We start from the raw sequence: 21902 nt of genomic DNA, 5'->3' as shown, positions 1-21902 counted from the left end.
TGCCATCGTCTCGCCTGCCTTCACATTCGTACGCGCCCTTTTTCGGCGCTTGTCATTTTTTTCCTGCCCGAACTGCGGATTTATTTTCCGTCCCGTCCGACAGGTACTCACTCAAAAGGCCCGGCTCTACAGCTCTGGGCCAAACACAAACTCAAACGGTCCCGTCAGGACCAACACCCGGATACTCCTTCCCGGCGACCTTTTTACGACTCACAACACTTTTACCGGAGGCTGATTGCCCGGAACGAAATCCGCCACAACCATTCAATTGTCAGGGACATGCCTAAAACGGCATTCCGGTTAATGAACGGTAAGCAAACAACCATGAGGAACAGGACCTTACGACCAGAATATAACACCCGCGGGCTGTGACGCCCACGCCGACAAACTCTCTATTTGATGCTAACTCCGAGCCGGTGGCTCACCCCTCTTATGCCCTGACTTTAACGAAGCCTCGCCGTAAAGGGCAAGCCTCGGAAAGCCACATTTTTTTGCTGAAAGCCCTTGCAGGGGGGCTTGGCAAATAGAGGGAATCGGATGCCAGCGAAATAACACCTTTGGATTCAATGCGTTTTCACAGGGCAATTTTTAGGTGGTCCTGATATGTTCTTCTTGAAAATAAATTTAAAAATATTCCTTGACTCAAACCCCCTTCCGAGTCCCTAAACCAGCCTGTGGATAACAGTGGATAATAATCTGCAACCATTTGAAAATACTAAACAAATACCTGGCTGCGCAATTGGCCACCCTCTCAACTATTCCAGCTAGGCATTGAAATAGCTCTACAATTCAAGGTGGAGTGAAAGAATGCAATTTCTCCGAAAAACGCTCAAAAAAGAAAACCCGGCTAACTATGAGCCGGGTTTCGAAACTGATCCATAAAAATGGATGAATGCTTAGGCGTTCAGAGCCTTAACGCGCTGGGCAAGGCGAGACACCTTACGCGAAGCGGTATTCTTGTGCATCACGCCCTTGGAAGCAGCGCGCATCAGTTCAGGCTCAGCAGCCTTGAACGCGACTTCCGCAGCCTGCTTGTCGCCGCTCAGCAGAGCGTCTTCCAGCTTGCGCACGAAGGTGCGAACGCGCGAACGGCGGGACTTGTTGATTTCGGTGCGGGCAGCGATCTTGCGCACTGCCTTCTTGGCCGAAGGAGTATTGGCCATAAATGCCTCTCTTTTTTCTGTCAGCTAGCCAGGGGCATAAACCGCCGGGCACAAAACCTCTAGGGCAGCCGAGAAAATCCCTTGGGCCGCCGATCCGTGGGCGGGCTTATAGATCAGCTTTGGCGCGACGTCAACGTGGATTCTGCCCCATAGCGCGATCAAAAACCCGCAAACCCGGCCCGAAAGCCCGCAAAAAGCGACTTCGAGGCTCCCGGGCAGCGCTCGTCGGGCGGCCTTTCGACCGCCAGCCGAGCAATCAGCGATTCTTGAACGCTGGCGTGCGCTTGTCGACGAAGGCTGCCATACCTTCCTTCTGGTCTTCCGTGGCGAACAGCGAATGGAACTGGCGACGCTCGAAACGAAGTCCTTCACTCAGGGTCATTTCATAGGTACGGTTGACCGCTTCCTTGACCATCAGCACGGACGGACGTGAGAAGGATGCAATGCGTTCGGCGGCCTTCAACGCCTCATCCAGAAGCTCCTCCGGCGCGACAACCCGCGAAACGAGACCGCTGCGTTCAGCTTCCGTGGCGTCCATCATGCGCCCGGTCAGGCACATATCCATCGCCTTGGACTTGCCGACATAGCGCGTGAGTCGCTGCGAGCCGCCCATACCGGGCATAACGCCGAGCGTGATTTCCGGCTGACCGAACTTGGCGTTGCTGCCCGCGATGATGAAATCGCACATCATGGCAAGTTCACAGCCTCCGCCAAGTGCATAGCCCGAAACCGCCGCGATGATCGGCTTGCGGACCCGATCCACCTTCTGCCAGTCGGCGAACATGTCCTGAAGATAGGCATCCACGAAATCGATCGGCTGCATTTCCTTGATGTCGGCACCGGCGGCAAAAGCCTTTTCGGAGCCTGTCAGGACGATTGCGCCGATCTTGCCATCCGTATCGAAAGCACCGAGAGCTTCTGTCAGTTCGTCGAGCACTTTACTGTTCAGGGCATTGAGCGCCTGCGGGCGGTTGAGGCGGATGAGGCCGACGCCGCCACGTGTCTCGACGATGATCGTTTCATAGGCCATGAATTTGAACTCCTCCTTCAATGGCAAGCTTATTGCGGGGCAAATTGGACTGGCGCGGCTTCTTTTTCAAGGCCTCATTGCTGGCAGGAAGCACAGAAAAAAGTCGACCGTCCAGACTGAACCGCCCGTTCCACGATGCCGTTGCAGGCGGGGTTTCGGCACGGCTCACCCTCGCGCCCGTAGACAGAAAAGGAGTGCTGGAAATAACCAAGCGCACCGTCTGCCTGAATAAAGTCCTTGAGGGTCGAACCGCCCGCTGCAATCGCATCGGCGATCACAGAACGTATGTCGAAAGCCAGCCGCTCCATGACTTCGGGATCCTGCGCGATGGACCCGGCGGCACGCATGGGTGACAGGTGACTGCGCCAGAGCGCTTCGCAGACATAAATATTGCCGAGACCGGCGATCAGCCGCTGATCGAGCAGAGCAGCCTTGAGCGGCGCCTTACGGCCCGCGAAGAGTTCTGCCAGGACAGCGCCGGAAAGCAGATTGCCTGTCGGCTCGATGCCGAGGCTTGCCAGAAACGGATGGCTGTCGAGCGTGCCTTCCTCGGCAAAGAGCATGAAGCCAAAACGGCGTGGATCGTTGTAGACCACACGGGCAGGAGCGCCATCGGCACGCATGAGGTGAAACACCACATGATCATGTGCGCTCAGCTTGGATCGTTCATGCTGAAACGCGCCGGGCGTACTGCCCTCGTCATCCGTCTCGATGCGGAACGAACCCGACATGCCAAGATGGCTGATGACGGAAAGGCCGTCATCGAGATGGATCGTCAGATACTTCGCACGGCGACCAAGCGCTGCAATGCGTCGGCCGGAAAGCCGTTCGACAAAACGGTCGGGAAATGGAAAGCGCAGATCCGGGCGCCGCTGCTCCACTCGCTCGACGGTCGCCCCTTCCATGACGGGCTGCAGACCACGGCGTACCGTTTCGACCTCTGGTAATTCGGGCATTGAAAACTGATCCTGAACAAGAGCCATGCATCGGCTCGATTCTTATACCAAGGCGCTAAGATGCTGACGCATCACGCCTTGAAAAAGTTCAATCGCCACTCGGGCTTAACCAAAACCCGATGAGTCGTACTCATCGGGTTTTGGTATTATATGTTCAGTTTTGTCCGCAATGCCAAGATGCTCAGCATTTGGTGCAGGGGATTGTATTGGTATAGCGCGGTGCCAGATAATAGGTTTCGCTCATGGGAATGCTCGTCGAAATCCATGCATTGAGCGGCTTGTAATCGAGTTCGACATCGACCTTGATGAAATACCCCCCCTCACCCAGGAGACTTGACGGAAGATCACCGGTGTCGCCCTTATTCGCGGCAAAATCCGCGATATTGGCATAGGACCAGTCCACCTTCGGCGTCAGGTTGCTGGCGGTTGCCGTTCCTTCGACCCTGATCGCCGTTATCCTTATCTTCGGATTGCTCCGGCCGTAGGGCAGAAGGGACGCGCGGCTGATATTGAACATATCGCTCAAGTCATCCGGCGTGACCGATAATTGTCGGGCAACCAGATCGGCAAGACTGCTCGCCGAGCGAGACACTTTCTTGTTCGTGTCCATCCCATCGGCAAGATCGACGGAGCCTAGATAAATCAGAAGCAGGAGCGGAACGATCAGGGCGAATTCAACCGCTCCCACCCCGCGCCGATCGTACAGAAATTTCCGAAGACAGTTACGCATGACAATCGATCGCTCCAGAGCGCATCCCGAAAAAGGTGAAACAGTGTTCGGAATGCGCATCGGTTGTTTAAGAGCATTTCCCGTTTTAACTAAAACATTGGAATACTCTATCTCTTTGTTTCTACGCATGTCTTTATCCCAAAACCGGTTCCCACTTTTGGGAGACATGCTCTAGTTCGGGAAGGGTTCGTTCTGCCAGGTGAGGGTAGCAAACAGCGGCATTGTGCCGCCTGCTGCATGTGGGCTTTCGATCAGGTAGAGGATGTTCGTCAATACGGGCCACGCATAAACGACGTTGAGCTGGTTGATCGTTGATGTCCCGCTCGTCCCGGTAATGCCTGCCCGCGTCAGCTTGCCCTCGCTATCGAGAATCTGGTCCGTCGGAACCGCGTTGAAACCCTCATAGGTCCCTAGATTGAACGAAAGATTGGGGCAGTCTTTTGCAACCATGAACTGCATCTGCTGGCACAGTTCGGTGCGCAGGCTTTCTTCGCTTATCACGGTTCCTCTGATCTGGCCTGTCTGCAATCTGCGCGCCACGGTCTCCGTCGCATTGGATATGACCTGTCGCGCCGCAAAACTCACGCCGACCTCTATCGTCGCAAAGACGATGATCAGGAACGGAACGATGAGCAGCGCAAACTCCACCGCCGCCACGCCATTTTGTGCGCGAGCGAAACGGCGCAGGTTCGCGTTCACCCCCGCAAGGTGACGCGCCAAAATCCCGAAAGTCATAACCCCACCCAATTCCACATGAATTCGATTGGGCGTATCGTTACAACAGGACAACCTGAAAGAGTATTAACGGAAGCAGGAACTCATAAGCGATTATTGCTATTTGTCGTCAAAGCCGTTCTTCGTCGAGGCTTTTTCGCAATAGGGCGTGCAGGAGAGCGTTTGTACTTCGGCCTGACGGTAAATCCGCGTCGTTCCGCGTGCATTGCGGGAAACCACCAGTTCACGGTCGAGGATCGGTTCGCCCTGCTTGTCCATGACGACGATATTGGTTACGCCGAAGTCCCTGCCGGTCAGAACGATGGTCTGCGCATCCTGAACAACCGCGTCGGCAATCGACGGATTTCCAATCACAACGCTGTCAGCCGGGCGCGCCAGCCGCAAAATGCGGGCCTGGCTTGTTTCGAGGGCAATATAGTCTTCCGCAGACGCAGGTGCGGCGACAAAGATAACCATGAGCACAACGCCCATGGCAGATGCCATGCCTGGGCCGCCCAAAGAAAACAAACGACGCGTCACGCTATATTCCCCGCTGATAGATCAGGCCCCGCCAATATTATGAGCAAAGAATGAACGGGATTGGTGAAGGAAGAATTAAGTCGCTACCCTTCCGTGCAGGCCGCATTCCGCAATTCGCCAAAGATTAACCAATCACGCAACGGTCGTGGCTTTCCGGGCGCTGAAACGCTTCATTAACCCTGATTGTTAAGGGGGCCACAATTCCTCTCTCCTATGCTTGAGCACATCCGAATTTAAAGCGTGTCCCAAGAACCAGCGCTATCGGAACAGCGAGGAGCATGCGATGCCGACATTGATGACGCGTTTCATGAAGAACAGGGCCGGTTCGACAGCGATTGAATATGCGCTTATCGGCACGCTCGTCTCCATTGCGATCATCAGCGGCGTTGCGCTCGTGGCCGGAAGTGTCGGCGAAAAGTTTAACGACACAGCCACACAGTTCGAACAGGCGACCAATCGCTAATCGACAGAATACGGTTCCGTGCAAACGGTGGCCAAATGATGGGATGACAGGCGACGCGGGGGCATCGGCAATGACAGCAGCAGCCATGACGGCAATCTTCGCTCTGGCAATGGTGACCGCCATGATCACCGACCTGACCTCAATGACCATCCGCAACCGCGTTTCCATCGGGCTGACACTCGGCTTTATCCTGCTCGCGCCGCTCCTGGGGCTTTCTCTTTCCGATTATGCCTGGCATCTCGGTGTCGGTGGCATCGCGCTGATCATCACCTTTTCGCTCTTCTGCCTTCGCGCCATGGGCGGTGGCGATGCCAAGCTCATCGCCGCAACAGCCTTGTGGTTCGGCCCCACGATCAGCCTCCTGGATTATCTTGTGATGGTTTCGATCCTGGGCGGCGTGCTGACACTCACGATCATTCTCTACAGGATGATCCCCCGCCCGCTTCTGGCAGATCGCTACGCTTTTATGGGGACGCTCGCCCGCAAGGATGTGGGCATTCCTTATGGTATTGCTCTCGGCGCTGCCGGTCTCTGGACATTTCCGCTGTCGCCGGTTGGAGAATCGATAAAGGCCTATTTGGCGGGAGCATTTTGAGCGCATTTATGCGCAACGCTTACGTGTACTCCCAATCTTTCTTTATTCGAATAAGATTATATTAACCATAATTACACGATTGCCAGTGCAATTTTGGAACACGTCATCGTGACGTGGGGATTTGCGCGGGGCACATCATGAAATCAGCTCGACTGCTCATTTTAGGAGTGGCCGTTCTTGCGGCTGGTGGAGCTGGCTATATTGCCATGAACCTCGCCGCACCGCCGCCTGCACCCATTGTCGCCGCGCCTGAAACACCGCAGATGAAACTGGAAGACGTGCTCGTCGCCACCGAAAATCTTGGCGTCGGCGCAGAACTGACATCGCAGATGCGCTGGCAGCCCTGGCCCGCCGAAGCAGTCAGCGACGGCTACATCACCCGATCGAGCGAACCCGACGCCATCAACCAGCTGAGCGGCGCAACCGTCCGGCTGCAGTTCTTCACGGGCGAGCCGATCCGCAAGACCAAGCTCATCGGCCCGGGGCAGAGCTTCATGTCATCGATCCTGCCGCCTGGCATGCGCGCCGTCGCAACGCAGATCAATGCCGAGAGTTCGGCTGGTGGCTTCATTCTTCCCAACGATTTCGTCGATGTCATCATGACCCGCCGCAAACCGGACAACGGCGAAAAATCCCTGAGCCCCTTCACCACGGAAACCGTATTGCAGAACGTGCGTGTTCTGGCCATCGATCAGGCCATTCAGGAAGATGAACAGGGCCGCAAAGTCATGGTCGGCCAGACCGCAACGCTCGAAGTCACGCCGGAACAAGCTGAAATCATTACCGTCGCCCAACAGATGGCCGACCGCCTGACGCTGGCGCTTCGCTCGACACAGGACGTCGAGGACAAGGATATCAAGCAGGCCGACTATCTGGTTTCCTCGCCGACCCGCAGCGGCACGGTCAAGGTCATCAAGTCCGGCAGCGTTACAGAAATAGGACCGCGCTCATGAGAAAGATAAAACGCGTGCGCCCGTATTCCGCAAAGATCGCGCTGTTGACCAGCGCGCTTGCCGCATTTTCACTGCCTCTTTCGGATATGTCCGCCATGGCGGCGGCTGGCATCGTCAAGGTTGGCGGGCAGCAGCGTTCACAGACGATCAAGCTCGGCCTCAACAAGTCCGTGGTTCTCGATCTTCCGCAGGATGCTTATGACGTTCTCGTCTCCAACCCGACCATTGCCGATGCGGTGACGCGCACGTCGCGGCGCATCTATCTTTTCGGCAAACAGGTCGGGCAGACCAATATTTTCGTTTTCGGTCCGAATGGCGAGCAAGTCGCATCCATCGACGTCGAAATCGAGCGTGATGTGAGCGGGCTTTCTGCCCAGCTCAAACGCCTCATTCCCGGTTCCGATATTCGCGTCGAATTGATCAACGACAATGTGGTGCTGACCGGAACCGTGCAGACCCCGCAGGATTCGGCGCAGGCCGCAAAGCTCGCCGGTCTTTTCGTAACCGGTGGCGAAGCAACGACAGGGCAATATTCGACCACAGCCTCGGCTCCAACCGATGGCGGTGGCGTCGCCATCAACAACCCTGACCGAGGACGCCGTCAAAGCGCCATCGTCAACATGCTCACTATTGTTGGCGAAGATCAGGTGACCTTGAAAGTCACCGTCGCCGAGGTCAGTCGCTCGGTGATGAAGCAGCTTGGCGTCAATATGAGCGGCGGCGGCGTTTCGAATGGCATCTCCTATGGCGGAATTTCCGAGAGTATTGCCGGAGCCATTGGCAACAACCTGTCCGATACCGGGTTCGGCCTCGCGACAAGCAATTTTTCAGCCTATCTGCGGGCGATGGAGACAGCCGGTGTCATGAAGACACTCGCCGAGCCGACGCTGACCGCGATCTCGGGCGAAAAAGCGGCTTTCAATGTCGGCGGCGAATATAACGTCATCAACAGCGTGAAATATGATGACGACGGGAAACGCACCAACGAGCTGGCCAAGATCAATTACGGGATCGGCCTCGAATTCATGCCGACCGTGCTGGGGCCAGGACGCATCAGCCTGAAAATCAGAACCTCCGTCTCCGAACCAACGACGGAAGGGGCCGGCACGACCAACAAGATGGATGGCGTCGGCGCGAGCATTCTGTCCCTGCGCAAGCGTGTGGCCGACACGACGGTCGAGCTCCCATCCGGTGGCTCCATGATGATCGGCGGCCTGATCCGCGATGAAGTGCGCCAGTCGGTTTCCGGATTTCCGGGCCTTACCAAGATTCCGGTCCTCGGTGCGCTGTTCCGCAGCAAGGATTTCATCCGCAACGAATCCGAACTGGTGGTGATTGTAACGCCTTATCTGGCGCGCCCGGTGGCCCGCCAGCAGCTTGCGCGGCCTGACGACAATCTCAACCCGGCCAGCGATGGCGCAGGATACATCCTTGGCAAGGTCAATCGCGTGTACGGCACGATGGAAACCAAACTGCCGCCCGGTCGCTATAACGGCGTCGTCGGTTATATCTACAAGTGAGCGGGGACAGATCATGACATATTCAGTCAGAGGCTTTTGCAGGATTTCCGCCCGACCAGCGCTTGTTGCCCTGTCGCTGGCCCTTCTCGCAGGCTGCGCAAATCGCCAGCACGTCACCGTCGGTGCCCTGCCGGACGATTATCGCACCAACCATCCGATCACGATTGCCGAGCGGGAGCAGGTCACCGATATTCCGGTCGCGCAGGCCGACCAGAAGCTCAGCCCCATGCAGCGTGGCATCATTCAGGGCGCCATCGCCAACTATCGGCGCAGCGGATCCGGCATGCTCTATGTTCTGGTGCCTTCAGGTGCATCCAATCAGGCTGCTGCCTACCGGCTGAGCACCGAGGTGTCCACGGTGCTGCGGCACGGCGGCATCAAGGCAAACAATATTGCCATCGAGAATTATCCGGTCGAAAGCCCGGATGCGGCGGCACCCATCCGCATCAGCTATTATGCGATGACGGCGGGCACGACACCGTGCGGACGCTGGCCGGACGATCTGGCCAGCACGCCTGAAAACAAGCACTACGCCAATTTCGGCTGCGCCTCGCAGAACAATCTCGCCGCACAGATTGCCAATCCGGCCGATCTTCTTGGGCCGCGTGCCATGTCGCCTATCGATTCGGATCGCACGACGGAACGTCTCAACGGCGATCAGGGCTATGTGAAAATGTCACCGGCACAGACGCAAAACTGGCGCGAACCCCGCAGCCAGCAGGCCGAGTATTAAGAGGACGCCATGACCAATTTCGCGTTCGAACCGGAGGAAGAGGCGCAGGGCCCGGAGACAGGCCGCGCGCCGATCATGCTTGAGAATGTGCGCCCTATTCCGCGCATTTCAATTCAGGCGTTCTGCGTGAACGAAAGCGTCGCCATTCCGATCGAACGTGCAGGCGGCGACCGGCGCATGGCAAAAACCCACCTCAAGGTCATGATGGGCGGCATTGCGGCTGCAATCGAGTTTTATCAGACCGCGTCCACACCCAATCTGATTATCGTCGAATCGGCTTCCGATCCCAATGTGCTGCTCGAAGAACTACTGCAATTGTCGGATGCCTGTGATCCCGGCTCGAAAGTCATGGTCATCGGTCATTCCAACGAGGTCTGGCTTTATCGTGAACTGCTGCGCCGGGGCGTTTCGGAATACATCGTAGCGCCGGTCGCGCTTGCAGACATTCTGGCCATCGTTTCCTCGATATTTCTCGATCCCGGCGCTGAGCCGCTGGGCCGCTCCGTCGCCTTTATCGGCGCGAAAGGCGGTGTCGGTGCCTCAACCATCGCACACAATGTCGCCTGGTCGATTTCGGATCTGTTCCGGCACGATGTCGTGCTGGCGGATATGGATCTGCCTTTCGGCACGGCGAATATCAATTTCGATCAGGATCCGACGCTTGGCATCGCCGACGCTGTCTTCTCGCCGGAACGGATTGACGAGGTCTATCTCGACCGGCTGCTGGTGCAGTACGGCGACCATCTGTCGATCCTCGCTGCCCCTTCCAGCCTGGAGCGCACGTTCGATTTCGGCGAAGATGCCTTTGCCGAACTGATCGATGTTGCCCAGCGCAATTCTCCGCTGATCGTGCTGGACGTGGCGCATGGCTGGACCGGTTGGACCCGCACCACTTTGATGCGCGCCGACGAGGTCGTGATTGTCGCAACGCCCGATCTCGCCAATCTCCGCAACACGAAGAACCTTCTCGACACGCTGGCACAATTGCGCCCGAACGATGTGAAGCCGCATCTCGTCCTGAATCAGATGGGTATGCCCAAACGGCCGGAAATCGCGCTCGCCGATTTTTCAGAGCCGCTCGGCATCGATCCCATCGCAACCATCGACTTCGATCCGCAGCTTTTCGGCAATGCAGCCAATAATGGCCGGATGATCGCTGAAACCAATCCGGAAAGCCCGGCAGCCGAAGCTATCAGCCATATCGCGCATGTCGTCACCGGCAGGGCCGATGTGCAGCCGCGCAAGAAGATCGGCATTTCGAGCCTTCTCGGCAAGTTTGCACGCAAGACCAGATAACGGCAGGAAATCATGTTCGGCAGAAGAGGCAACGATACGGGAAACAAGCCGGAAAGCGGAATGCGACCGGCTGCGCCGAAACCTGCCACTTCGGCTGCAATGTCCGCTCCGGCCCAGCCGACAGTCCAGCCATCCCGTATGCAGGCAGCCGTCCCGACGACGCAGGCGCGATCTCCCGCCCATACCGGCACGCAAGGACGTGAGAAAACCGAAAGTTACTACGACACCAAATCGCAGGTCTTTTCGGCGCTGATCGACACGATTGATCTGTCGCAACTCTCCCGCATGGCACCGGACGCCGCGCGCGAGGAAATCCGCGACATCGTCAACGACATCATCGCCATCAAGAACTTCGTCATGTCGATTGCGGAGCAGGAAGAACTGCTCGATGATATCTGCAACGACGTTCTGGGCTACGGTCCGCTGGAACCGCTTCTTTCGCGTGACGACATCGCCGATATCATGGTCAACGGCTCACGCCGCACCTATATCGAAGTGGACGGCCTGCTACAGGAAACCGGCATCCGCTTCCGCGATAACCAGCAGCTTCTTAACATCTGTCAGCGCATCGTGAGCCAGGTCGGACGCCGTGTCGACGAATCGAGCCCAATCTGCGATGCCCGCCTGCCTGACGGTTCGCGCGTCAATGTCATCGCGCCGCCGCTGTCGCTCGACGGCCCCACTTTGACCATCCGTAAATTCCGCAAGGACAAGCTGACGCTCGACCAGCTGGTGCGTTTCGGCGCCATATCGAATGCCGGAGCGGAGCTACTGCAGATCATCAGCCGCGTGCGCTGCAATGTCATCATTTCGGGCGGTACCGGTTCAGGCAAGACCACGCTTCTCAACTGCCTGACACGCTATATCGACACGCACGAACGCATCATAACCTGTGAGGATTCGGCTGAACTGCAATTGCAGCAGCCGCATGTGGTGCGCCTGGAAACCCGCCCACCCAATCTGGAAGGTGAAGGCGAAGTCACCATGCGCGATCTGGTCAAGAACTGCCTGCGCATGCGTCCCGAACGCATCATCGTCGGCGAAGTGCGCGGTTCCGAAGTATTCGACCTCTTGCAGGCCATGAATACCGGCCACGATGGTTCGATGGGGACGATCCATTCCAACAGCCCGCGTGAATGCCTCAACCGTATGGAAGCCATGATCGCCATGGGCGGCTATGTGCTGCCGCAAAAGACCGTGCGCGAGATCATCGTCGGCTCGGTCGATATCATCATTCAGGCCGCGCGCCTGCGCGACGGCACACGCCGCATCACCCACATTACCGAAGTGGTGGGGCTGGAAGGCGACGTCATTATCACCCAGGATCTGGTTCTATACGATATCAAGGGTGAAGACGCTTCCGGCCGCATTCTCGGCAGCCACAGCTCGACCGGCATCGGACGTCCCGCCTTCTGGGAACGCGCCCGCTACTATAATGAGGACAGCCGCCTTGCTTCCGTGCTCGACAGCATGGAAAGGACGAACGCATGACCGGTTCCGGCGCCAGCATTGTGATGTTCATCATGCTTGCCGTCATCGCTTGCGCGGCATTGTTCTATGCACTGTTTTACGAAAAGCTCGGCAAGAAAGATCACGCGGCACGGCGCTTCGAAACCGTGCGCAACAGCGGTTCGGAACGGGCGATAACGCGCAGCGAGCGCGACAGAAACGCCGACATCCAGAAGCGCCGCAAACATCTGCAGGACAATATAAAAGATCTGGAAGCGCGGCAGAAGCAACGCGAGAAAAATCAGAAATATCCACCCCTGCGCATTCTGCTGACACAGGCGGGGCTTAATCTCACCTTGCAGAAATTCTACATCTATTCCGGTGTGACCGCGTTTCTCGCAACATTCATCGCGCTGATTTTCGGCGCGCCGCTGCTTTTCCTGCCGGGCATTGCAATTGCCGGTTTCTTCGGTTTGCCACGCTGGTTCGTGCTGCAGAAGCGCAAGCGGCGACTGAAGAAGTTCCTCGAAGAATTTCCCAACGCACTTGATGTTATCGTGCGTGCAACCCGCGCCGGGCTTCCGCTCAATGACGGCCTGAGGCTCATTGCAAGCGAGGCTGTCGAACCGGTGAAGAGCGAATTCAAGAAGGTGGTCGAGGCACAGCAGATCGGGCTTTCCATCCCCGAAGCGGTCGGCAAGATGCCTGATTCCATGCCGTGCCCGGAAACCAACTTCTTCGCCATCGTCATCCAGATTCAGTCTCAGGCAGGTGGCAATCTTTCCGAAGCGCTCAACAATCTTTCAAAGGTTCTGCGTGATCGAAAGAAGATGAAGGCCAAGGTCAATGCGCTATCCATGGAAGCCAAGGCTTCGGCTGCGATCATCGGCGCTTTGCCCTTCATCGTCACGATTCTCGTCTACCTGACCAGCCCGCAATATATGACGCTGCTCTTTACCTCTTCGACCGGCCACATGCTCCTGGGCATTGCAGCCGTTCTGATGCTGACCGGTATCTTCATCATGAAGAACATGATCAATTTCGATATGTGAGGCACTGGACATGTTTTCTCTCCTCACGCAGAAATTATCCGATCCGCAGTTTCTGATCGGCGCTTTGATCACCGTTGCGGTTTTTGCCACAGCAGTGACGATCCTCATGCCGGTCCTTAGCGGCAGCGCGCTCAAGTCGCGCATGAAATCGGTTGCCACCGAACGTGAAGCCATTCGCTCGCGCGAACGCGCCCGACTTGCTGCGGAAAGCGACCGTCGCAACAGCCTGCGCCATCAGCAGAAGCAGGGCATCCGCGAATTCGTCGAAAAGCTTGACCTCAAGCGTGCGCTTGCCGATGAAAAGACGATCGCTTCGCTCAGGCAGGCAGGCTTCCGGGGGCAGAACCCGCTCAACATCTTTCTGTTCCTGCGCTTTGTTCTGCCTTTCGGCGCGATAATCGTCGCCGCCATCTACATTTTCGTGCTCGGCGTGCTTGCCGATCAATCGTTCTTCCTACGCTTTCTCGTTTGCATTATTGCTGGCTATGCCGGTTTCTACGCGCCCAATCTCTACGTCTCGAACAGGGCAACCAAGCGCAAGCAGTCCATCCGACGCGCATGGCCGGACGCGCTTGATCTGATGCTGATCTGCGTCGAATCGGGCATGTCCACTGAAGCTGCTTTTCGCCGGGTGGCCGATGAAATCGGCATTCAATCCGTCGAGCTTGCCGAAGAACTGATGCTGACCAATGCCGAGCTTTCTTTCCTGCCGGAGCGCCGTCAGGCCTATGAAAATCTCGCCAATCGCACAGGCCTGGAACCGGTGAAATCCGTAACGCAGGCATTGATTCAAGCCGAGCGTTACGGCACGCCCGTTGCACAGGCGCTGCGCACGCTTTCTCAGGAAAGCCGTGACTTACGCTTGCTGGACGCCGAAAAGAAGGCTGCAGCCCTGCCGCCAAAACTGACCGTGCCGATGATCGTCTTTTTCCTGCCCGTGCTCTTTATTGTTATTCTCGGACCGGCCTTTATCCAGATTTCGGCGCAAGGCGGATTGTTCGGAGGCAACTAGAGCGCGCTTCGATCTGAGTAAATCAGATCGGCGCTCCAAATGTTTGCTTGACGCGCAAATTAAAGATCCCATGGGGATAGCGGCCTCCACTGTGACAGAGTGAGGCTGCAACAAACTCTGTGGAGACAATCATGTTTTTTACGGCTGACCAATCCGAAGCGCGTGCCACGATCCGCATCGACCTTGGTGCAATTTTCGTATCAATAGAACTGAGTAAATCGACTTGGCTAATCACATCCTTGTCGCCGGGCAGCGGCGAAAAAATGTCGCGGCACGCGGTTGTCGGTGGTGACGTAGCAGGACTTCTGGAGCGCTTTGGCGAATTGCGAGAAAAGGCGCAGGCGCGTACTGGAACATGGTACCCATTGGTGGTGATACAGGAAGCGGGTCTCGATGGTTTCTGGATCGATCGACGGTTGTGTCAAGAAGATTGGATCGAAAGCCATATCGTCGATGCCGCCTCGATCGCGGTGTCGCGCCGACGCCGCCGAGTGAAGACCGACCGTCTTGACGGCGAGACACTGGTGCGAACGCTGTTAGCCTACAAGCGAGGAGAGCCGCGTGTTTGCTCAATGGTCAGGGCACCGACGCGCGAGCAGGAGGATCGTCGTCGGATTTGCCGTGAGCGGAAGACACTGGTATGTGAGCGAACGCTTCACATCAATCGCGTCAAGGGATTGCTCTTCAGCCAAGGTATCACCGGCTACGAACCGTTGCGCAGCGACCGTCGCAAGAAACTGGAGGCACTTAAGACCGGTGATGGCTGCCCGCTACCGCCGCATTTGAAAGCGCAGATCAGCCGCGAGCTCGATCGACTTGAGCTGCTTCTTGAGCAGATCAAGTCGGTGGAGAGGGAGCGTGACGCTCTCGTAGCCGAGAAAAAGACGTCCACCCCAGCGTCGCCAGCTGCGATGTTACTTGAGATCAAAGGGATTGGTCCCGAGTTTGCTGTCAATCTCTACTCGGAAGGTCTGTTCCGACATTTTTCCAACCGGAGACAGCTCGCTGCCTATGCAGGGCTGTCACCGACACCTTGGAGAAGCGGATCGATTGATCGCGAACAGGGCGTTTCAAAAGCGGGCAATCCTCGCCTGCGAACGACGATGGTCCAGCTTGCCTGGCTCTGGTTGCGCCACCAGCCACAATCTGCGCTCACTTTGTGGTTTAAGGCCCGGATCAAGCCTGGCGGCGGTCGTCTCAAGAAGACGACGATCGTCGCACTTGCCCGCAAGCTGCTGGTCGCATTGTGGAAATACGTCACCGCCGGTGTTGTCATAGAGGGCGCCGTAATGAAAGCCGGCTGATACTACGCAAACCTATTCTGAAATCTTCCGGAGCCTGATCAGTTCCGGCGGATCCGGGTCAACGGACCGATGAGTCCCCTGGCGAAATGCCGTTTTAAAGAAAGGTCCCGTTGTCCTGAGCCTTGCCCGCCGTAAGCGGGATATTGGTGTAGCCGCATACAACGGCGACCGGATGTGAGGTTGATCAGGCTCGGATGTCGAGCCGCGTCATGCAGTATGGCTCAGAACCTGGATACCGATAGGGTGGAGAATGCTGATGTAGCACGAACAACAACCTTGACTTAAATATCCCCATGTGAGGGGACTCAGCCCTTCGACTTGTCCTTGAGCATGTTCCAGGAGTTCTGTTGTGCCAGCATGGAACGGAGATAATCCGTATTGGCCTTGGCCTGCTGCGGAGAAATCTCGCGCGCGGCAATCGCTTCGGCTTCCTGAAACCGGCCCTGCAGGCCGACGGACAGGGCAAGGTTCTGACGCACACGGCTGTCCGCACCGGGCGCAGCTGCGGCCTGCTTGAAATAGGTCTCGGCCGTTCGCGCATCACCGGCCAGAAGATAGGACATCCCCATATTGGAGATGATCGATGGTTCATTCGGCTGAAGCTGCAACGCCTTTTGATAAGTCGCGCGCGCCTCCTCCTTCCGGCCCATCTGGTCGAGAACAGCACCTTCTGCGGAAACCAGTTTCCAATCGGGATAGGCCGGGTTCTGTGCACGGCGAACGGCATCAAGCGCGCCGTCGAACTGGCCAGCGCCTGCAAGCGCCTTGCCATAAGCCGCAAGAACGGCCTGATCTTTCGGATAGACAATGGCGAGTGCCCGCATGACGGCCAGCGCCTGATCGTTGCGGCCAAGGCGCGTCAGCACATTGGCATAGTTGAGCGCCGTCTGGCGATCCTTCGGATTGCGCTCATATTGCGCCCCGAGCCGCCCGGCCATGGCGGCAAGCTGCGCGTCGTTCATGTGATCGAAAGTGGCAACTGTTGCCGCGCGGCGCACCGAACCGGTCGTAGTCCGGTCGACGGATGTGCAGCCGGAAAGTACCAGTGCTGAAAGAATACAGGCGAAGCCAAGGCGTGTTGCGATAGCGTCTTTTCGAACGATGTTCAGCATCCCGCCTCTCCTGCCAAAGCGTGTCGCGCATCCAACATGCTTTAGTCACCCTCAAGCCCAATTCCTGCTAAATCAATAATCTGTTAACCCTAATGATTGGTTAATAAAGCGATTGCGGTTTCTGTTTCCGCACGGCAATAATCGCGCTATCTGTTTGTTTTTATGAACTTCCGACAAAACCCCAGCGCTTTTGCCGGACATCGCTTATTTGGTCAGAAAGAGCATCATGTCTGTCGAACTTCTTTCCCGAAAATCCGAACAAAGCCGCCCGATCTGGTTTACGCCGAAAGGCGGACTGGAAACCTCCAGCCTTCCCGCCGATGCGGTTGTCTGGGCGAAATCCAACGGCTTTGACGGAGAAGCCGGACGTGTGCTCGTCCTCCCCGGTGCCGGCGGATTGGTATCGGGTGCGTTTTTTGGAACAGGAGATGAGGAAAAGGGCAGTCAGTCGCAGCTTCTGGCTGGAAAGCTTGCGCGCGGTCTTCCAGACGGAGACTGGCATATTGACGGCACGATTGATGAGGCTGGACTGGCGGTTCTGGGCTTCTTGATGGGTGGCTATAGTTTCACGCGCTATCGCAAGGCAAATGGCAAGGCGATCCGCCTTGCCTTGCCAGATGGGGTGGATGAGGCCGAAATCCGTCGCATCTCCACTGCGGTGACGCTGGTGCGCGATCTCATCAACACACCGACCAACGATATGGGACCGGATGCTCTCGAAAAAGCCGCTCGTGAACTGGCGAAGAGACACAAGGCTGACATTGCCGTCACCGAAGGCGATGCGCTTTTGGAGAAGAATTTCCCCATGATCCATGCGGTCGGTCGCGCTGGCGCTATTGCGCCTCGCCTGATCGATCTCACCTGGGGCAAAGCAAGCGATCCGAAAATCACGCTGGTTGGCAAGGGCGTCTGCTTCGACACCGGCGGTCTCGACATCAAACCGGCAAGTGGCATGCTCTTGATGAAGAAGGACATGGGCGGTGCCGCCAATGTGCTGGGGCTCGCCTCCATGATCATGGATGCGCAATTGCCGGTGCGGCTGCGCGTGTTGATCCCGGCGGTGGAAAATTCGATTGCCGGAAATGCCTTCCGTCCGGGCGACGTGCTGCAAAGCCGCAAGGGACTGACTGTCGAAATCGGCAATACCGATGCAGAAGGCCGTCTGGTTCTTGCCGATGCGCTTGCGCTTGCCGATGAAGAGGAGCCTGCACTCCTGATCGACATGGCAACGCTGACGGGGGCTGCGCGTGTTGCGCTCGGTCCCGATCTGCCGCCATTTTATACGCATGATGACGGACTTGCCGCTTCGATTGCACAAAGTGCGGATGCCACGGCAGACCCGCTATGGCGGATGCCGCTGTGGAAGCCCTATGCGCAAAAACTGTCCTCACGGATCGCCGACATCAACAATGTAACCACCGATGGCTTTGCCGGATCGGTGACAGCAGCACTTTTCCTCAGTAAATTTGTCGATAAGGCTCAAGGATGGGCGCATTTCGACATTTTCGGCTGGGTGCCGGTGGAAAAGCCCGCCTCGCCAGTCGGTGGAGAGGCACAAGCCATTCGCGCTCTTTACCAGTTTTTGAAGGAACGCTACCCGGCGCGCTGAATTCGCCCGAATTCACTTGCGTGAAACGCCGAAAGCAGATTGAATAAAACGGTTCCGAAACAATCCCCGTTTTTTGGTGGAACCGGATGCCAATTGAACTGAAGCCGTTGCAGGCGCTGACATTGCTGAGGACCCTGTCGCTGGAACAGGTGCGTGACGAGATGCCCGATCTTACCACGCGACAGGCAGCCATTCTCCTGACCATCTATCTGGAGCCCCCGCCGCATACCGTGCGGGGACTTGCAGCAAAACTGGATGTCACCAAGCCGGTCATTACCCGCGCGCTCGACACAATGGGCGCGCTTGATTTCGTCTCCCGGCATCGTGATGAAAAAGATCGGCGAAATGTGCTAGTAAAGAGGACAGTCGCCGGTGCACTTTATGTTGAAAGACTGGGTGATCTGGTGATCGCCAAAGCCAGGGAGTTACCACTTTGACCATGCTCGACCGCCGCCTCAACGCCTACCGCCCTGACCTCGCCGATGAACGGCTGACCGGTCAGGTGGAAGCGGCGCGTTTTACCGCCGGAACGCCGATGCAGGTTTCCGCGTCCGTTGTCGATCTGCGTGCCGAACCGCGTATGGATAGCGGGCCGCAGACACAGATGATCTTTGGTGATCGCGTCCGCGTCTTTGAGGAAATGGACGGCTGGTCGTGGGTGCAGGCCGAACGCGACGGCTATACCGGTTACGTCTCCGCTGCCGCGCTGGAACAACCCGCTGGAACCGAAACGCATCTGGTCATTGTGCCGCGCACCTTCGTTTATCCCGGTGCCGATCTCCGCTTCCCGCATACCAAGGCACTGTCACTCGGTTCACGCGCGCGCATCGTCGGCGCCGCAGAGACGCGCGGCACGAAATATGCGATTCTGGAAAGCGGCGAAGCCCTGATTGCGAGCCATCTTGCGCCGGTCAGTGAACATGCGGCAGACTATGTGGCCGTCGCAGAAACCCTTCTTCACACGCCCTATCTGTGGGGCGGCACGTCGAGCTTCGGCATCGATTGTTCCGGCCTTGTGCAACTGTCCATGTGGGTGGCGGGCCGCAAAGTCCTGCGCGATTCGGACATGCAGCAGAATACGCTCGGCGAAATCGTCGAACCCGATGCGACTTACTCCAACCTGAAGCGCGGCGATCTTGTCTTCTGGAAGGGCCATGTCGCCATCTGCGCCTCCCACGATATGCTGATCCATGCGAGCGGACACACGATGACGGTCACGCTGGAACCGCTTCAGGATGCGATCAAGCGAATTGCTTATCTCTATGATCTGCCGACACTTATCCGCAGGCCCTGACTTGTAGATGCTCCAACAAGAGACCGGGACCCATGAAGGGAAAGACGACATTGACGATAGCCGCCTTGCTGGTCGGCTTTGCCTTGTCTTTCCCCTCCCCCGTTTCGACTGAGAGAATTGCGCGCATGACCATTCCCGCGTCCCCTGCCGCCTTTGCCGAAGTCAACGGCATCCAGATGTATTACCGGATCGTCGGCAAGGGATCGCCAATCCTGCTTATTCCCGGCGGCCTGTCCGACCAGCATGTGTGGGATGCGCAGCTACCGATCCTTGCGCGTCACCACACCGTGATCGTTGCCGATAGTCGCGGACAGGGACATTCAACCCGCACCGAAGATCCAATCACCTACGGATTGATGGCCGATGACTATGTCGCGCTGCTTGATTTTCTCCACATCGGCAAGGTCGATCTTGTCGGCTGGAGCGATGGCGGCATTATCGGCCTCGATATCGCCATGCGTTATCCGGAACGGTTGAAAAGCCTGTTCGCGCAGGCGGCCAATGTCACGCCCGATGGCAATACGGGCTATACCGAGGCTCGTGCCGAAGGAAAGCCGATACCGGAACTGCGCCACTATGAGAGCATCGACAAGGAAATTCATGCGCTCTGGGCAAATGAGCCGAACTACACCGATGAAGACCTGTCGGATATCCGCGTTCGCACTGCAATCGTCATCGGCGACCGCGATACGGCCATCACGCGCGACCATACGGAATTCATCGCCAGCCAGATACCGGGTGCCCAACTGATCATCCTGCCCGATGCCGGACACGGCGTCCCTGTCGAAAATCCGCGCCTTTATGCACATACGGTGCTGCGTTTCATCGATGGCAAGAACGTCAACGAGACGAAAACCGCGAGCCGGAAAAGCTAGAGCTATTTTTTGTGCGCATTATCCTTCGCAAAGCCGCTTCGCACTTTTGCTGGAAATGCTCTAAACCCGGTTCGGCAATACGCGGTCGGGCGGGCGATGCCCGTCGACAAAAGCCTTGATATTGATGATAACCTTGTCGCCCATATCGATGCGGCCTTCCATTGTGGCCGAGCCCATATGCGGCAGCAGGACGACCTTGCCTTTTTCGGCGAGGGCCAGCAGGCGCGGATTAACCGCCGGTTCGTTCTCGAACACGTCCAGCCCTGCTCCGGCAAGCTTGCCCTGCTCGATGAGCTCGATCAGCGCGTTCTCGTCGATGATCTGGCCGCGGGCCGTATTAACCATATAGGCGGTCGGCTGCATCAGCGCGATGCGGCGCGCGGATAGCAAATGGAATGTAGCGGGCGTGGATGGGCAATTGACCGAGATGATATCCATCCGGGCCAGCATCTGGTCGAGACTATCCCAGTAGGTCGCTTCCAGCTCTTCCTCGACCTGCGGATTGACACGCTTGCGGTTGTGATAGTGAATGGAAAGCCCGAAAGCCTTGGCGCGCCGAGCGACCGCTGTACCGATGCGTCCCATGCCGACAATGCCGAGGCGTTTGCCCCAGATGCGCCGTCCGAGCATCCAGGTCGGCGACCAGCCCGGCCATTGTCCGTGGCGCTCATTGAGCACATTGGCGCCTTCCACCAGACGTCTTGGCACCGACAGCAACAGCGCCAGGGTCATGTCGGCTGTGTCCTCGGTGAGGACATTCGGCGTATTGGTGACGGTGATACCGCGTTTCGCGGCGGCGGCGACATCGATATTGTCCACGCCATTGCCGAAATTCGCGATCAGCTTGAGGTTGGGGCCCGCCTGCTCGATTGCTGCGGCGTCGATAACGTCGGTGATGCAAGGCACCAGAACGTCCGCTTCCTTCATCGCAGCGATGACTTCCGGCTGATTCATGCGGTGGTCGTCTATGTTCAGACGCGCATCAAACAGTTCCCGCATCCGGGTTTCCACTGGGTCCGGCAATTTTCGCGTAAGAACGACCAGCGGTTTCTTCTTGTTCGACATCTCCACCCCATCGTTGAGCAAAGCCCCTGGAACAGCCCGTATTGTAACCAACTGACAGGTCGCGCTCCAAGAAATTTCCTGCACATTCCCAGCGGAAAACCGACTCCCACTTTTCCGGGAAATGCGTTAACCGAAGCTTCATGTTGAGACCTCCTTAACCAAGGCGGTGCAATATGGGATATTGCTTCGGCTGAACATCTCTATCAAGGCGAAGCGGCAAAGACAAAGAAAAACCGGAAACTTCAGGTGTCTCTTGGAAAAACCACGATGGTTTTCCGAAAAGATACATTTAAAATCAAACAATTAGGCCGTATTTCGATCTGTTGCACACAGATGGATAAACGGCCTGAAAACAGGACGGCAACGTCGCCTCGCAGCCCCCTTAAACTGCTGAAGCTACTACCGTTCTGCCGTGACAGGACGGCGAGAGGTCGCAG

General features: G+C 57.1%; 22 protein-coding genes. 14 read left to right on the top strand and 8 right to left on the bottom strand.

Features of this window, described 5'->3' with window-relative positions; translation table 11 throughout:
- Window positions 1-896: 896 nt before the first annotated feature.
- The 6 genes from rpsT to CQZ93_RS14110 all read right to left on the bottom strand — a co-directional run bounded on the left by rpsT (window position 897) and on the right by CQZ93_RS14110 (window position 5097).
- Window positions 897-1163, bottom strand: a complete 267-nt coding sequence (gene rpsT, locus CQZ93_RS14135) for a 30S ribosomal protein S20 (RefSeq protein WP_010657809.1) — start codon at window positions 1161-1163, stop codon at window positions 897-899.
- A 256-nt stretch (window positions 1164-1419) separates the two neighbouring features.
- Window positions 1420-2193, bottom strand: coding sequence for an enoyl-CoA hydratase (locus CQZ93_RS14130; protein WP_105543106.1), 774 nt, complete (start codon window positions 2191-2193; stop codon window positions 1420-1422).
- 74 nt (window positions 2194-2267) lie between these two features.
- Entirely contained in the window at window positions 2268-3149 is an 882-nt protein-coding gene (gene mutM / locus CQZ93_RS14125; protein WP_105543323.1) for a bifunctional DNA-formamidopyrimidine glycosylase/DNA-(apurinic or apyrimidinic site) lyase, read from the bottom strand.
- Between the two features lie 181 nt (window positions 3150-3330).
- Window positions 3331-3879, bottom strand: coding sequence for a TadE/TadG family type IV pilus assembly protein (locus tag CQZ93_RS14120; protein ID WP_105543322.1), 549 nt, complete (start codon window positions 3877-3879; stop codon window positions 3331-3333).
- A gap of 171 nt (window positions 3880-4050) precedes the next feature.
- A complete protein-coding gene (locus CQZ93_RS14115; RefSeq protein ID WP_105543105.1) occupies window positions 4051-4614 on the bottom strand; it encodes a TadE/TadG family type IV pilus assembly protein in 564 nt (187 codons plus the stop codon).
- 99 nt (window positions 4615-4713) lie between these two features.
- Complete coding sequence (locus tag CQZ93_RS14110) at window positions 4714-5097, bottom strand: pilus assembly protein N-terminal domain-containing protein (protein ID WP_422616087.1); 384 nt, start codon at window positions 5095-5097, stop codon at window positions 4714-4716.
- Between the two features lie 319 nt (window positions 5098-5416).
- Between CQZ93_RS14110 and CQZ93_RS14105 the strand changes: the two genes are divergently transcribed.
- The 10 genes from CQZ93_RS14105 (at window position 5417) to CQZ93_RS14060 (ending at window position 15510) form a co-directional block, all read left to right on the top strand.
- Window positions 5417-5596 (top strand): Flp family type IVb pilin, encoded by a 180-nt coding sequence (locus CQZ93_RS14105; RefSeq protein WP_105543103.1) that lies wholly within the window; start codon window positions 5417-5419, stop codon window positions 5594-5596.
- A 70-nt stretch (window positions 5597-5666) separates the two neighbouring features.
- Complete coding sequence (locus tag CQZ93_RS14100; protein ID WP_286153394.1) at window positions 5667-6191, top strand: A24 family peptidase; 525 nt, start codon at window positions 5667-5669, stop codon at window positions 6189-6191.
- Between the two features lie 137 nt (window positions 6192-6328).
- Window positions 6329-7144, top strand: a complete 816-nt coding sequence (cpaB, locus tag CQZ93_RS14095) for a Flp pilus assembly protein CpaB (RefSeq protein WP_105543101.1) — start codon at window positions 6329-6331, stop codon at window positions 7142-7144.
- Window positions 7141-8664 carry a type II and III secretion system protein family protein gene (locus tag CQZ93_RS14090; protein WP_105543100.1) on the top strand — a complete coding sequence of 508 codons (1524 nt, stop codon included), beginning with the start codon at window positions 7141-7143 and terminating at the stop codon, window positions 8662-8664. Before cpaB ends, CQZ93_RS14090 begins: the two co-directional genes overlap by 4 nt.
- Before the next feature lie 13 nt (window positions 8665-8677).
- On the top strand, window positions 8678-9397 hold the full coding sequence (locus CQZ93_RS14085; RefSeq protein WP_105543099.1) for a CpaD family pilus assembly protein: 720 nt from the start codon (window positions 8678-8680) through the stop codon (window positions 9395-9397).
- A 9-nt stretch (window positions 9398-9406) separates the two neighbouring features.
- Window positions 9407-10693 (top strand): CpaE/TadZ family protein, encoded by a 1287-nt coding sequence (locus tag CQZ93_RS14080; RefSeq protein ID WP_105543098.1) that lies wholly within the window; start codon window positions 9407-9409, stop codon window positions 10691-10693.
- Between the two features lie 12 nt (window positions 10694-10705).
- The gene (locus tag CQZ93_RS14075; RefSeq protein WP_105543097.1) at window positions 10706-12184 is read left to right on the top strand and encodes a TadA family conjugal transfer-associated ATPase; all 1479 of its coding nucleotides are present in this window, start codon (window positions 10706-10708) and stop codon (window positions 12182-12184) included.
- Window positions 12181-13194, top strand: coding sequence for a type II secretion system F family protein (locus tag CQZ93_RS14070; RefSeq protein WP_105543096.1), 1014 nt, complete (start codon window positions 12181-12183; stop codon window positions 13192-13194). The genes CQZ93_RS14075 and CQZ93_RS14070 overlap by 4 nt, the downstream gene beginning before the upstream one ends.
- 10 nt (window positions 13195-13204) lie before the next feature.
- Window positions 13205-14206: a type II secretion system F family protein gene (locus CQZ93_RS14065; RefSeq protein WP_105543095.1), complete on the top strand. Its 1002-nt coding sequence runs from the start codon at window positions 13205-13207 to the stop codon at window positions 14204-14206.
- A gap of 131 nt (window positions 14207-14337) precedes the next feature.
- On the top strand, window positions 14338-15510 hold the full coding sequence (locus CQZ93_RS14060; RefSeq protein WP_105541851.1) for an IS110 family RNA-guided transposase: 1173 nt from the start codon (window positions 14338-14340) through the stop codon (window positions 15508-15510).
- A 305-nt stretch (window positions 15511-15815) separates the two neighbouring features.
- Here the strand turns inward: CQZ93_RS14060 and CQZ93_RS14055 are convergent, their stop codons facing one another.
- Window positions 15816-16622 carry a tetratricopeptide repeat protein gene (locus CQZ93_RS14055; RefSeq protein ID WP_105543094.1) on the bottom strand — a complete coding sequence of 269 codons (807 nt, stop codon included), beginning with the start codon at window positions 16620-16622 and terminating at the stop codon, window positions 15816-15818.
- Between the two features lie 226 nt (window positions 16623-16848).
- Between CQZ93_RS14055 and CQZ93_RS14050 the strand changes: the two genes are divergently transcribed.
- The 4 genes from CQZ93_RS14050 to CQZ93_RS14035 all read left to right on the top strand — a co-directional run bounded on the left by CQZ93_RS14050 (window position 16849) and on the right by CQZ93_RS14035 (window position 20400).
- Window positions 16849-18231: a leucyl aminopeptidase family protein gene (locus CQZ93_RS14050; protein WP_105543093.1), complete on the top strand. Its 1383-nt coding sequence runs from the start codon at window positions 16849-16851 to the stop codon at window positions 18229-18231.
- An 86-nt stretch (window positions 18232-18317) separates the two neighbouring features.
- Entirely contained in the window at window positions 18318-18668 is a 351-nt protein-coding gene (locus CQZ93_RS14045) for a MarR family transcriptional regulator (protein WP_105543092.1), read from the top strand.
- A 2-nt stretch (window positions 18669-18670) separates the two neighbouring features.
- A complete protein-coding gene (locus tag CQZ93_RS14040; RefSeq protein ID WP_181153384.1) occupies window positions 18671-19525 on the top strand; it encodes a C40 family peptidase in 855 nt (284 codons plus the stop codon).
- A 32-nt stretch (window positions 19526-19557) separates the two neighbouring features.
- Window positions 19558-20400, top strand: a complete 843-nt coding sequence (locus tag CQZ93_RS14035; RefSeq protein WP_105543090.1) for an alpha/beta fold hydrolase — start codon at window positions 19558-19560, stop codon at window positions 20398-20400.
- A 60-nt stretch (window positions 20401-20460) separates the two neighbouring features.
- Here CQZ93_RS14035 and CQZ93_RS14030 read toward each other — a convergent pair whose 3' ends face one another.
- Entirely contained in the window at window positions 20461-21465 is a 1005-nt protein-coding gene (locus CQZ93_RS14030; protein ID WP_105543089.1) for a 2-hydroxyacid dehydrogenase, read from the bottom strand.
- Window positions 21466-21902: the final 437 nt, after the last annotated feature.

Origin of the sequence: Ochrobactrum vermis, from assembly GCF_002975205.1 — a bacterium.
Lineage (GTDB): Bacteria > Pseudomonadota > Alphaproteobacteria > Rhizobiales > Rhizobiaceae > Brucella > Brucella vermis.
The sequence above is the reverse complement of the archived record's forward strand: the minus strand, read 5'-3'. Positions and strand labels throughout refer to the sequence as shown.

What these genes read in the sequence shown, in the direction of transcription:
- CQZ93_RS14105 (WP_105543103.1), top strand. Translation starts at nt 5,417, where the DNA reads ATGCCGACATTGATGACGCGTTTCATGAAGAACAGGGCCGGTTCGACA.
- CQZ93_RS14080 (WP_105543098.1), top strand. Translation starts at nt 9,407, where the DNA reads ATGACCAATTTCGCGTTCGAACCGGAGGAAGAGGCGCAGGGCCCGGAG.
- mutM (WP_105543323.1), bottom strand. Translation starts at nt 3,149, where the DNA reads ATGCCCGAATTACCAGAGGTCGAAACGGTACGCCGTGGTCTGCAGCCC.
- CQZ93_RS14030 (WP_105543089.1), bottom strand. Translation starts at nt 21,465, where the DNA reads ATGTCGAACAAGAAGAAACCGCTGGTCGTTCTTACGCGAAAATTGCCG.
- CQZ93_RS14070 (WP_105543096.1), top strand. Translation starts at nt 12,181, where the DNA reads ATGACCGGTTCCGGCGCCAGCATTGTGATGTTCATCATGCTTGCCGTC.
- cpaB (WP_105543101.1), top strand. Translation starts at nt 6,329, where the DNA reads ATGAAATCAGCTCGACTGCTCATTTTAGGAGTGGCCGTTCTTGCGGCT.
- CQZ93_RS14075 (WP_105543097.1), top strand. Translation starts at nt 10,706, where the DNA reads ATGTTCGGCAGAAGAGGCAACGATACGGGAAACAAGCCGGAAAGCGGA.
- CQZ93_RS14055 (WP_105543094.1), bottom strand. Translation starts at nt 16,622, where the DNA reads ATGCTGAACATCGTTCGAAAAGACGCTATCGCAACACGCCTTGGCTTC.
- CQZ93_RS14100 (WP_286153394.1), top strand. Translation starts at nt 5,667, where the DNA reads ATGACAGCAGCAGCCATGACGGCAATCTTCGCTCTGGCAATGGTGACC.
- CQZ93_RS14110 (WP_422616087.1), bottom strand. Translation starts at nt 5,097, where the DNA reads ATGGCATCTGCCATGGGCGTTGTGCTCATGGTTATCTTTGTCGCCGCA.
- CQZ93_RS14060 (WP_105541851.1), top strand. Translation starts at nt 14,338, where the DNA reads ATGTTTTTTACGGCTGACCAATCCGAAGCGCGTGCCACGATCCGCATC.
- CQZ93_RS14065 (WP_105543095.1), top strand. Translation starts at nt 13,205, where the DNA reads ATGTTTTCTCTCCTCACGCAGAAATTATCCGATCCGCAGTTTCTGATC.
- CQZ93_RS14050 (WP_105543093.1), top strand. Translation starts at nt 16,849, where the DNA reads ATGTCTGTCGAACTTCTTTCCCGAAAATCCGAACAAAGCCGCCCGATC.
- CQZ93_RS14120 (WP_105543322.1), bottom strand. Translation starts at nt 3,879, where the DNA reads ATGCGTAACTGTCTTCGGAAATTTCTGTACGATCGGCGCGGGGTGGGA.
- CQZ93_RS14090 (WP_105543100.1), top strand. Translation starts at nt 7,141, where the DNA reads ATGAGAAAGATAAAACGCGTGCGCCCGTATTCCGCAAAGATCGCGCTG.
- CQZ93_RS14035 (WP_105543090.1), top strand. Translation starts at nt 19,558, where the DNA reads ATGAAGGGAAAGACGACATTGACGATAGCCGCCTTGCTGGTCGGCTTT.
- CQZ93_RS14115 (WP_105543105.1), bottom strand. Translation starts at nt 4,614, where the DNA reads ATGACTTTCGGGATTTTGGCGCGTCACCTTGCGGGGGTGAACGCGAAC.
- CQZ93_RS14130 (WP_105543106.1), bottom strand. Translation starts at nt 2,193, where the DNA reads ATGGCCTATGAAACGATCATCGTCGAGACACGTGGCGGCGTCGGCCTC.
- CQZ93_RS14040 (WP_181153384.1), top strand. Translation starts at nt 18,671, where the DNA reads ATGCTCGACCGCCGCCTCAACGCCTACCGCCCTGACCTCGCCGATGAA.
- CQZ93_RS14085 (WP_105543099.1), top strand. Translation starts at nt 8,678, where the DNA reads ATGACATATTCAGTCAGAGGCTTTTGCAGGATTTCCGCCCGACCAGCG.
- CQZ93_RS14045 (WP_105543092.1), top strand. Translation starts at nt 18,318, where the DNA reads ATGCCAATTGAACTGAAGCCGTTGCAGGCGCTGACATTGCTGAGGACC.
- rpsT (WP_010657809.1), bottom strand. Translation starts at nt 1,163, where the DNA reads ATGGCCAATACTCCTTCGGCCAAGAAGGCAGTGCGCAAGATCGCTGCC.